The sequence below is a fragment of the Vibrio sp. 10N.261.52.A1 genome, assembly GCF_002876325.1.
In the GTDB taxonomy this organism is placed as follows: Bacteria; Pseudomonadota; Gammaproteobacteria; order Enterobacterales; family Vibrionaceae; genus Vibrio; species Vibrio chagasii.
The window spans coordinates 1-11,103 of the sequence record NZ_MCYD01000674.1; the positions used below are offsets into that span (position 1 = coordinate 1).

9 protein-coding genes are annotated in these 11,103 nt (G+C 44.9%); 8 read left to right on the forward strand and 1 reads right to left on the reverse strand.

What is annotated here, in order from left to right; translation table 11 throughout:
• The 8 genes from BCT81_RS12945 to BCT81_RS12975 all read left to right on the forward strand — a co-directional run.
• A partial coding sequence (locus BCT81_RS12945; RefSeq protein WP_102424678.1) for an NAD-dependent epimerase/dehydratase family protein occupies nucleotides 1–721 on the forward strand: 721 nt, incomplete at its 5' end.
• Nucleotides 722–833: 112 nt separating this feature from the next.
• The gene (locus BCT81_RS12950; RefSeq protein ID WP_102424679.1) at nucleotides 834–1,382 is read left to right on the forward strand and encodes a sugar transferase; all 549 of its coding nucleotides are present in this window, start codon (nucleotides 834–836) and stop codon (nucleotides 1,380–1,382) included.
• A gap of 454 nt (nucleotides 1,383–1,836) precedes the next feature.
• Nucleotides 1,837–2,379, forward strand: coding sequence for an outer membrane beta-barrel protein (locus BCT81_RS12955; protein ID WP_102424680.1), 543 nt, complete (start codon nucleotides 1,837–1,839; stop codon nucleotides 2,377–2,379).
• A gap of 19 nt (nucleotides 2,380–2,398) precedes the next feature.
• Complete coding sequence (locus BCT81_RS29020) at nucleotides 2,399–3,301, forward strand: serine/threonine protein kinase (protein WP_133152617.1); 903 nt, start codon at nucleotides 2,399–2,401, stop codon at nucleotides 3,299–3,301.
• Nucleotides 3,302–3,516: 215 nt separating this feature from the next.
• Nucleotides 3,517–5,634 carry a YjbH domain-containing protein gene (locus BCT81_RS12960; RefSeq protein WP_102424681.1) on the forward strand — a complete coding sequence of 706 codons (2,118 nt, stop codon included), beginning with the start codon at nucleotides 3,517–3,519 and terminating at the stop codon, nucleotides 5,632–5,634.
• A gap of 625 nt (nucleotides 5,635–6,259) precedes the next feature.
• Nucleotides 6,260–7,396: a polysaccharide export protein gene (locus tag BCT81_RS12965; RefSeq protein ID WP_102424682.1), complete on the forward strand. Its 1,137-nt coding sequence runs from the start codon at nucleotides 6,260–6,262 to the stop codon at nucleotides 7,394–7,396.
• 138 nt (nucleotides 7,397–7,534) lie between these two features.
• Nucleotides 7,535–7,975: a low molecular weight protein-tyrosine-phosphatase gene (locus BCT81_RS12970; RefSeq protein ID WP_102424683.1), complete on the forward strand. Its 441-nt coding sequence runs from the start codon at nucleotides 7,535–7,537 to the stop codon at nucleotides 7,973–7,975.
• Between the two features lie 151 nt (nucleotides 7,976–8,126).
• Entirely contained in the window at nucleotides 8,127–10,298 is a 2,172-nt protein-coding gene (locus BCT81_RS12975) for a polysaccharide biosynthesis tyrosine autokinase (protein WP_102424684.1), read from the forward strand.
• A 337-nt stretch (nucleotides 10,299–10,635) separates the two neighbouring features.
• On the opposite strand, the gene BCT81_RS12980 is transcribed toward BCT81_RS12975, so the two are convergent.
• On the reverse strand, nucleotides 10,636–10,971 hold the full coding sequence (locus BCT81_RS12980) for a hypothetical protein (RefSeq protein WP_102424685.1): 336 nt from the start codon (nucleotides 10,969–10,971) through the stop codon (nucleotides 10,636–10,638).
• Between the last annotated feature and the right edge of the window lie 132 nt (nucleotides 10,972–11,103).

Here is an 11,103-nt window from a genome sequence, read left to right on the forward strand (position 1 = left end):
AAGTGAGCAAGATGCTTTGGCTGCCTATCGAGATATCAACACCCTTGGCACTTTGAACCTAGCGAAGCAAGCTGCTGAAGCCGGCGTTAAACGGTTTGTGTTCGTCAGTTCTATTAAAGTTAACGGTGAGTTTACCGAACCTGGTTCAGCTTTTTTACCTAACCTAGATAACATCCCAAAAGACCCTTACGGTTTGAGTAAGTATGAAGCGGAAGTTGAGCTAACGAAGCTCTCAAAAGAAACAGGCTTAGAAGTCGTTATTGTTAGGCCCCCATTGGTTTATGGGCCAGGTGTGAAAGCAAATTTCTTATCAATGATGCGTATGGTTGAAAAGGCCATCCCACTTCCATTTGGCGCTATTCATAACAAAAGAAGCTTGGTATATGTAGATAACTTATCAAGTTTAATATTAACTTGTTGTGAGCACCCCTCTGCACCAGGGCATACCTTCTTGGCTTCTGATAACCAGGATGTTTCGACTAGTCAATTAATAAGAGCTATTGCGCTTTCAATGGACAAATCACCGAGGCTTTTACCGATTCCAATGCCTTGGATAAGAGCAGGTGCGTCTGTATTGCGAAAGCAGCATGTAGCGCAAAGAGTATGTGGAAACCTTCAAGTGGAAACTCGCCATGCAAAAGAGATCTTGGGCTGGATCCCTCCGGTGACTTTCGAAGACGGGATCAGTAAAACCGTAGAAGCATACTTGAAGTCACACTGATGTGTTTCAGCTAACTTCTACCATTCATATAAGTAATTGAGTCAGGTACTCTTTATCAACGAATGTCAGTTACGGCATTCACAATATTCGTTTATCAGAGTTTAAGGCATCCATTTTGATTCGTTTATTAGATTTCTTTTTTGCATTGTTCGGCCTGCTGTTCCTTTGGCCTGTTTTTGTGGTCATTTGTATTCTTGGTTACTTTGACACCGGCTCTCCAGTCTTTTTTCAAACTCGAGTAGGGCGTAACAAAAAGCCATTTACTTTAGTGAAATTCCGCACTATGCCGGTAGAAACACAATCAGTGGCAACTCACTTGGTGGGGGCTAGCTCGGTGACTAAACTGGGTGGGTTCTTACGCAAGACTAAGTTGGATGAACTACCACAGCTATACAACGTTCTGAAAGGAGAAATGAGTTTGGTTGGCCCGCGACCATGCTTGTTCAACCAGCAAGAACTCATCAATGAGAGAGAATCGCGAGGCGTGCTGGCGGTAAGGCCCGGTGTTACGGGGTTGGCTCAAATCAATGATATCGATATGTCGACACCCAAGCTGTTGGCGGAGTGGGATCAACGTATGCTCAAGACTTTAACTACCAAACTTTACTTTCAATACATCATTCAAACGGTATTAGGTAAAGGGGCTGGTGATCGAGTGTAAATAGCGATGCTTAAGGCTCACCATATATGAGGCCTGTTCCAACTTTTACAGGTTTGTGTGCTGCAGCCCCTCTAATATGATGCTTTATAAGGTATTGTTTATGATTTACCCATTTACTTGAATGTGGTTATTAACTATCATGTTGTTCAATTAGTTGTTTAAGCTGAGTGCTTTATTTTGAGATATCTAATAAGTAAGAGGTTTGAGGGTAGCTTTACCTCTCTTGCTTGTGGTGTTTTTTCATATCGCTTTCGAAATATCTTGCTTAGTTGATGTTCGGTGTTTAACCCAATCACTTTCGTGAAGGAAAACCGTGCAGTAAAAGTGTCACGATACATGAACAAGTGAGGTGTACTGATATGTCCCTCGTTTGTATCGATATGATTTGCCTATAGCTCAGATTTGCTAGGAAAATCAGCCTCAGTTCAGTTTGAAATATGGAAGATATAATTATATGAAAATGCAGTGGTTAGCTAAGGTTTCACCGTTGTTGTTGCTATCAGCATCAGCTGTCGGAGCTGAAAACTTATACGTAGGCGCTAAAGTCGGTAATGTAACTGCCGATAACTTTGCACCATTAGTCGAAAGCCGCACGGCTATCGATGATTCAGATACGTCTTACGGCTTATTTGTTGGTTACCATATCGTAGACACACTAGCGATCGAAGGTGGTTATAACTACCTTGGCGAGTATAACCTTAAAGATATTGCCGGCGGTAGCTACGAAGCAAGCAGCTTTGATGTTGTTTTAAAAGCGTCTGGCAATGTAACGGATAGCCTAGCGTTATACGCAAAAGGTGGTTTTGCAGTTTATGACTGGAAAGCAAACGGCCCAGGTGTTGAGTCTGACGATTCTGGCGTTACTCCAACGATTGCTTTTGGCTCTGAATACTCGATTACATCAGCGATGAAGGTTGGTCTAGAGTACCAAATCTATCAAGATATTGGTGGTGTGAATATCGACTCGTTTAATCTTGCTTTGTCTCACTCTTTCTAATTATTTTCAGGGATAAATTGTGAAATATAAAATTCTAGCTCTATCCGTCGTTGGCGCAATTCTAGGTGGTTGTGGTAGCGATAACACAAACAGTGTTCCAGCTCCGTCATATGAGACGATGGCGTACGACCCTGCAATTATGGGTATGAAGGGCACATTCAGCTGTGACAACGGTGTAACTGGCCTATTGGAAGCAACAAGCTATAAAGGTATTTCTAAAATAGCTGAGACTACGGTTGTTGATACACCGGAAACTTGCGCGTTTGCCTACAATAAAACGCCTGGTGCCGTTGATGTATCTAACGGTAAAGACATGAGTAATGTGAGCTACAAGTTCCCTAAAGGCTTGGCAACACTAGGTAAAACGGCGACGGCTTCTCCGCTTTCAACACTGATTGAGAAAGAGCTAGATGGCCAACCTTACAATGAGTCGACGGGTAGTGAAGTGCTTGTTGCGCTTGGTCTTGGCAATTTACTGAACAATGGCAGTGTGAGCAGTGTGGCTGACCTGTTACGCAATACGGAAGAAGTGATTAAGACGCTTCCTGCATCTGAAGTGAGCCAAGTTTCAGCGACAACGGCTGTACTGTCTGATGTGCTTGTAGTCAGCTCTGATAAATCAGCCGCTGAGATCTCTAAGGCTTCTGCTAAAATCACCGAAGCAGTGATCAAAAGCTACCCTGATTACCCTAAAAAACCAGGTGGCGGTGAGATTTACTTAGATCTTGCTGCAGACCCATCGTTCATTGAGGGTGTTATTGAGAACCCTGATGCGGACGTAACCATTCCACCTTCAGCAGAAAAACCATCTGAACCGGTTCCAGATCCTGATGGAGATAACGGCGGCACTGGTGGTACAGGCGGTACCGGCGGTACTAACGGCTCTGGTGGTGGTAGTAACGGCGGCGGTACTGGCGGCTAATTTAAGTATTGAAATAAAAAGGCACCAGTCGGTGCCTTTTTTACATGCTGTTGCTAGCAACATCATCACAATCAAACGCAGTCGCTACTTATCAAACTCGCTATTTAGTAATACTCATTATTTAGTAGTACTCATTATTTAGCACTGTCATTATTGAGCATAGTTACTATTTCACATAGCCACTTGCGAATACTGTTAGAACCTATTGCATACCAATGAAAATACTCAGTCACTCTAAAAACGCAGCGCTGATTGCATCCCTCAGTGTATTTGTCATCGCCCCGAATGCCTACGCTGTTGATAACTTAATGTCGTCCCAAAGCTATACCGGCGCGATCATCGTGCCCAATGCTCAAGTGATGGACACCGGAGATATCTCTTATCTCTATGGTCAAGGTGTACCGTACAAAGGAAAAACTAGCGAGCTAGACAACATTTTGTTCAGTGTTGGCTTGTTCGAAGGCTTTGAAGCCGCAGGGCGAATTGTTACTAAAACCTACGATTGTCACCTTTATACTAATGTTCCGAACTATGATCCTAATTGTGGTAACGGCATCCGTGACTTGTCGGCATCGTTTAAATACCAGCTCCCTTTTGTAAAAGATTGGACAGGGTTTGATCTGGCGCTCGGTGTTCAAGATTTAGGTGGTGCTGCCAGCAATTTTGAAACTTACTATGCGGTTGCTGATTACCAACCTGACTTTGTACCAGCAAGGTTTAGTGCGGGTTACGGCAAGTCAGAAGTTAGTCATGGTGTTCTAAATGGGCCATTTGCTAGTTTAGAGTATCAGCCACTGGACTTTGTTCAGCTGATTGCAGAGCACGATTCCCACCAATTTAATGCTGGCCTAAAGGTGTTCACACCAGAACATTATTTACCACTGGATACGCAGTTATCGTTTCAATACCAGTTTTATACCAGTGGTAATGCCGATATCGATATTTGGTCGGTAGCGGCATCAACCCCCCTAATGGGCTTCTCTGAATCTCGTCGAGTGAATGAGCTAACCCTAGAAGATAAGATTGCAGTAGAACAAGCGCATCATAAATTCGCTGGCGTGGTTCAGCTTAAAAAAGCGCTGGTCGATGAAGGTTTCCTTAACGTGAGAATCTCTGCAGACGATATTGGTTTAAACGTCGCGTTAGAAAACCGTCGTTATAATCGTAACTCAGTGGATGGCGTGGGTGTGGCTCTGGGTATAATCTCCTCTTATGTAGGAGAAGAGATGCTTCAAGAGCTTGGCGTTAAAGACTACCAGCAACAAAACATTCGCTTGTTTAACTTGGTGAACGACATGCCGATGATGGAAGTGATCACCAGCGCACCCTGTTACCGTGAGTTTGTAAAAACAGGTGAGCCTTGTAAAACGCTTCTTGTTCGTACATCTAATGTGAAAAAGAGCTTCGCCAAAGCGAACTTTGATGAAGAGGTTACCCGCTCTGGTTTTGGCCGCACACAGGTGATTGTATCTCCGGCTCTATATCACAACACCGCGACAGAGTATGGTGTGTTTGATTACTCATTAGCACTGGCGACTAACTTGTACACACCACTTTGGAAAGGTGCGGCTTTGGATGTTCGCCACTTAATGCCGTTAGCCAATAGTGATGACTTTGAAGAGGGCGAAATTTGGGGTAAGAATGCTTTTGAAAATGAAGTCGACAGGGTTCTTTTCCATCAAGCATTTCAACTGCCTTATAACCTCACCACTCAATTCTCACTCGGACAAGTTTATGGAAACTTTTTGGGTGGCGTGAACGAAACCCAGTATGCGAGTAACAGCGGCCGTCATATTTTAGGAACAGAATTCGCGACGTTTTCTCCTCAAGATAAGTACGATTCAAGAGGGAATGCGATTGCCGATGCGACGCCAATGATTGGCCACTACACTTACTCAAGACCGGACTGGAATTGGCAAGGTAAAGTACAAGCCGGCCAATTCTGGAAAGGCGATGAAGGCGTGCGTGTGACTACCAGCCACTGGTTGGGCGACGTAAGAGTTGATGCTTCATACCAAACCACAAAAGCCGAAGGCAGCAATGAAGCGGAAGACTTTGTGACGCTCTCTATCGCGATTCCTTTAACATTGTGGCGTGATATGAGCCCTGACTATATTCAATTACGTGGTAGTGACCAGTTTGTTTATGCGTTGCAAACTCGTGTTGGTGAGAGCCATAATAATTTAAGCACAGGTTTAGGTGTCGATACTGGCTTACAACACAATATTGAAAGGCAGTACTTCAACCGGAACCGCATTGGTGCGAGTTACTACCATGAAAACCGACAGCGCTTACGCAATGCTTACCTAAAATACTTGGAAGCCGTTAAATAGCGTAAATAGAAAGTGAAGAGCCAACACTAAGTGTGTTGGCTCTTTTTTTGCTTTTGCTCTTGCTCTTGCTTTTAGCTCTTCGTATCTCGCTTACTCGAATCCTGCATCTGCTATTTTGCTCTTCGTGTACTCGTATCTCGTATCTCGTTACTCTCATCTGCTCTTAGGCTCTTATGCTTTTCGCATCTCGCATCTCGCATCCCGCCACTCTCATCTGCTCTTGCGCTCTTATGCTTTTCGCGTCCCGTTTACTCGCATCTCGTTACTGCTCTTCCCCCCTTAAAACCATTCAACTAGGTTGATAATAAACACAATCTTGTGGATAATGCATACGGATTAAATAAACGTCACGTAAACGCTCGATTTGCTACGTTTTAGTTCAAAATCCCTAGATAAATCATAGATTGATGGGGATACATTTTATACGCAGTGTGGTGTCGCGGAGTACCAAGGGGCGGTAGCGTCTTTTGGGTTCATTCTTTTGATGCTAATTGGAAGCAGGGTCACAGTTAGTGTTGCCCTCTGCTCTTTTGAATGCAGCGTAACTGATAAAATGATTCGTTTAATTCCTTATGGGTGTCCTTTGGGGTATCACAACACATTCCGTTTCTAGAACTTGGTTAACATGAAGATTAATAAAAATCGTCTCCTTTTGGCGCTCCTTCCTGTATTACTTGCAGGGTGTACGACTCCAGGTAGTCACCTATCTACTGGTGGCAAGAATGTGATTCAGACTTCTGAAGATCAGCAAGAGTCTGATATTTCTGAAGTGGTGAACGTTTACCCACTTACCGCACAGTCAGTCTCTACTTACCAAACGGGCGAAGTGTCGGTTTCAAGAGCAAACCCTGAGCTAGACGTAGACATCGCAAAGTATGAATACAAAGTGGGCGTCGGTGACATCTTAAATATTACGATTTGGGATCACCCTGAGTTGACCATTCCTGCAGGTTCTTACCGCAGTAGTACCGAAGCCGGTAACTGGGTACATGCTGATGGCACCATCTTCTATCCTTATATCGGCACTGTAGAAGTGGCAGGAAAAACGGTTCGTGAAATTCGAGCTGACATCGCGACACGTTTGGCTAAATACATCGAAAGCCCACAAGTCGATGTTAACGTAGCGGCGTTTCGTTCTAAAAAAACCTACATCACAGGCGAAGTGTCTAAACCGGGCCAGCAGCCGATCACCAATATTCCATTAACGCTACTTGATGCCGTTAACCGCTCTGGTGGCCTTTCAGAAGATGCGGATTGGCGTAATGTGTCATTAACGCGTAACGGTGTAGAAGAGACTCTATCGCTGTATGGCTTAATGCAGCGTGGTGATTTAACGCAAAACCGTTTGCTGCAAGCGGGTGACATTGTTCACGTGCCGCGTAACGATAATCAAAAAGTCTTCGTAATGGGTGAAGTGAAAGAGCCTAAACTTCTTAAGATCGACCGCGTGGGCATGAGCCTAACGGAAGCGCTAAGCAATGTTGGCGGTATCAACGAACTGACTGCAGATGCAACGGGTGTGTTTGTGATTCGTACCTCTGATGATAAATCAGAGCGTATGGCAGACATCTATCAGCTAGACATTGAAGACGCGTCGGCGTTAGTGATTGGTACCGAGTTTGATTTAAAACCTTACGATGTGGTTTACGTAACGGCAGCACCGATCAGCCGCTGGAACCGTGTGATTGGTCAATTACTACCGACCATCAACGGATTCAATAACTTGACTGAAGGTGTACAGCGTATTCGTACTTGGCCGTAGGCTAAGAGAGAATGGCAATCAGGTCGCATGTTGAATGCGGCCTGATTTTTATATTTATACCCAGGTCACTTCGGGATCCTTGAATCCTGCCTATTAAAGTCGCTTGGGGATACAAGCCCAATACAATTTGAGACAGCTATGTTTAATAAAATTTTAGTAGTGTGCGTGGGCAACATTTGCCGCTCTCCAACAGGAGAGCGCGTTCTGCAACAATTACTTCCAGGCAAAGAGATAGCCTCTGCCGGAATCGCGGCCGAAAAGAGCCGTTTACTTGGTAAGCCAGCCGATGAGACCGCGATTTTAATCGCAGCAGAAAATGGCGTAGATGTGGAAAACCATCAAGCGCAGCAAGTGACGCCTCAGCTTTGTGCGCAATATGACTTGATCTTGGTGATGGAGAAGGGCCACTTAGAAGCGCTCACTCAGATCTCACCAGAGGCTCGCGGTAAAACCATGCTGTTCGGCCAGTGGATTGGCCAGAAAGACATTCCCGATCCGCACCGTCAAAGCCGTGAAGCATTTGAATACGCTTATCAGTTGATAGACGAAGCTGCGCAAGCGTGGGCAAAAAAGCTGTAGCTTGAGGCTTCGCGTTTAATCCGTGTATACGCCATTGACCGTCGAAGCGTCGAACCGTCGAACCGTCACAAAGGCAACAATAACAGAATCATAGACAAGAGGTGCGCCGTTCACCCTCTTGAATAGCAATAATTTAGGAAGTAGCAAACAAATGACAACACAACCCTCCCAGCAATCGCATACAGATAACTCTGATGAGATAGATTTAGGAAAACTGCTTGGTATCTTATTAGATGCTAAATGGCTAATCATGCTCACCACATTCATCTTTGCTGTGCTTGGTATTGCGTTTGCGCTACTTTCAACACCGATTTACAAAGCCGATGCGCTGATTCAAATTGAAGAGAAAAGCTCTGGCGGCATCTCTTCTATGGTTGGCGATATGGGCGAGCTATTCTCACAAGAGTCATCAGCCACCACCGAAGTCGAGATCATCAAATCGCGTATGATCTTAGGTGAAACGGTAGATAAATTTAACCTTACCACGGTGACGGCACCCATTTACGCTCCCATCGTCGGTAAAGGGTTTGCACGCTTAACTGGTGACATCAACCATATTGCGGTAAGCCGCTTTACCTTGCCAAGCTATGCAAGTGCTTATGGTCACACCATCCAGATTGTTGATGCTGAACAAGGCACTTACCAACTGGTGCGTGATGATGAGCGCGTTATCCTACAAGGTAAAGTGGGTGAGCTTGCAACAGCTGACGACTACAGCCTGTTTGTGGCTGGGTTTGAATCTCACAACGGTTTCGAATTCTCTATTGCTAAACAAAGCCGACTAGAAGCGATCGAATGGTTGAAAAAATCCTTGTCTCTGTCTGAGCAAGGTAAGCAAACTGGCATTTTGAAGCTGAGCTTTGAAGGCGAAAACAAGCAACAGATCACTGCGATCCTTAATCACATTAGCCAGATCTACTTCTTACAAAATGTGAAGCGCAATTCAGCGGAAGCAGAAAAGAGCCTAGCATTCTTAGAAAGCCACCTGCCAGGTATTAAATCTGAGCTGACGGGCTATGAAGACACACTAAACAACTATCGCCAGAAGAACGAATCGATCGACCTGGGCTTAGAAGCGCAATCGACCCTAAAAGTAATGGTAGAGCTTGAAGCGCAATTGAATGAGCTGACGTTTAAAGAGAGCGAGATCAGCCAGCGCTTCACCAAAGATCACCCTGCTTATAAATCACTGCTTGATAAGCGTAAAACGCTGCTACGTGAGAAAGACCGCCTGAACGAACAGATTCAAAAGTTACCGAAAACGCAGCGTGAAGTACTGCGTATGACACGCGATGTAGAAGTGAACCAACAAATCTACATTCAGCTGTTAAACAAGGTTCAAGAGCTAAGCATCATTAAAGCGGGTACTGTAGGTAACGTTCGTATTCTAGACGACGCCCAAGCGTATAAGCGCGCTGTAAAACCTAAGAAGCCACTAATTGTAGTATTAGCGACTTTGCTAGGTGGTATGTTGAGTGTGGCGTTTGTATTAGTGAAAGCGGCATTTCACCGAGGTGTTGAAAGTCCAGATCAAATTGAACAAATTGGTTTACCCGTTTATGCGGCTGTACCAAAATCAGATTTGCAAATTGAGCTAACCAACCGCTTTAAATCGAAGAAAATACAGACCAAAGGCGCGCAGGCACTGCTGGCAGAATCTAACCCAGCAGACCTTTCGGTGGAAGCGCTGCGTGGCCTTCGTACCAGCTTGCACTTTGCGATGCTTGAAGCCAAAAACAACGTCTTGATGATCTCTGGCCCGGCGCCAGGCATTGGTAAATCTTTCATCTCGACTAACTTTGCGGCAGTAGCGGCTAAAACAGGCCAGAAAGTGCTGATCATTGATGCCGATATGCGCAAAGGTTACCTACAGCAAAGCTTTGGTGTGAAATGGGAAAACGGCCTTTCTGATGTATTGAGCAACAAACAAGAGTTTGCGCAATCCGTAAAAGCAACACCAGTAGAAAACCTAGACATTCTTACTCGCGGCCAAGTGCCACCAAACCCATCGGAACTGCTGATGCACCCACGCTTTGCAGAGCTAATGGAGTGGGCATCAAAAGAGTATGATTTGGTGATTGTCGATACTCCGCCAGTATTAGCGGTAACCGACCCGAGCATCGTAGGTGCTTTTGCTGGCACAACACTAATGGTGGCACGTTACGGTCAAAACACCCTTAAAGAGATCGACGTTGCTCGTAACCGCTTCGAACAATCAGGCATCGAAGTGAAAGGCGTTATCTTCAACGCCATCGAGAAGAAAGCATCAAGCTCATACGGCTACGGTTACTACAACTACGCGTATTCGAGCGATAAGAAATAAAGAGCGGTAACGAGATGCGAGTAATCGGGTAAACGAAAAGCTAAAAGGCAGATACGAGTGGCGAGAATGAAAAACACCACTCGAATCCGCTCTTCATCTTTTTATCTCTTCGTTACTCGTATCTGCTCTTAATCTCTTCGCATCCCGTTTACCCGTTACTCGTATTTGCTCTTAATCTCTTCGCATCCCGTTTACCCGTTACTCGTATCTGCTCTTAATCTCTTCGTATCCCGTTTACTCGTTACTCGTTACTCGTATTTGCTCTTAATCTCTTCGTATCTCGATACTCGTCACCCGCATCTGCTCTTTCGGTGTCTCGTTTACTCGCATCCCGCATCTACTTTTTAATCACCCCTCCCGTTAAATACAATCCAATCGCAGCTAACACCGGATAACCAAACGCTTCATTGGTCATTTCTCCCAACGGTTTCCAATCGTAACCGTGCATGCAGCCAACAATGACCATCACATGAAGTGCGACATAGGGTATGGTGAACAACAATACAATGTAGCGTTGCACCAATTTAAAAGGTTCATACGCTTTCAGTAGTGCTAGCTTGTGCTTCGCCTTTTCTTCATCAGTAAAAAACATCGCATCTCCTGTGTTGGTGATTGCATCTAACCCTTTGCTAATGGAAGACTGGCTTCCAAATATTCTCCCGAACAACGTCATACTGCTCCTTAGTTTATTGATTGGCTTTGACCGCTTATATAGCCTTTGACTGTATAACCTTCTCGCTCTTTACCTCTGCTCCTTATGTCTTCGCATCCCGCATTCGCTTTGTTAGCTCTTCAAGCTCTTCTC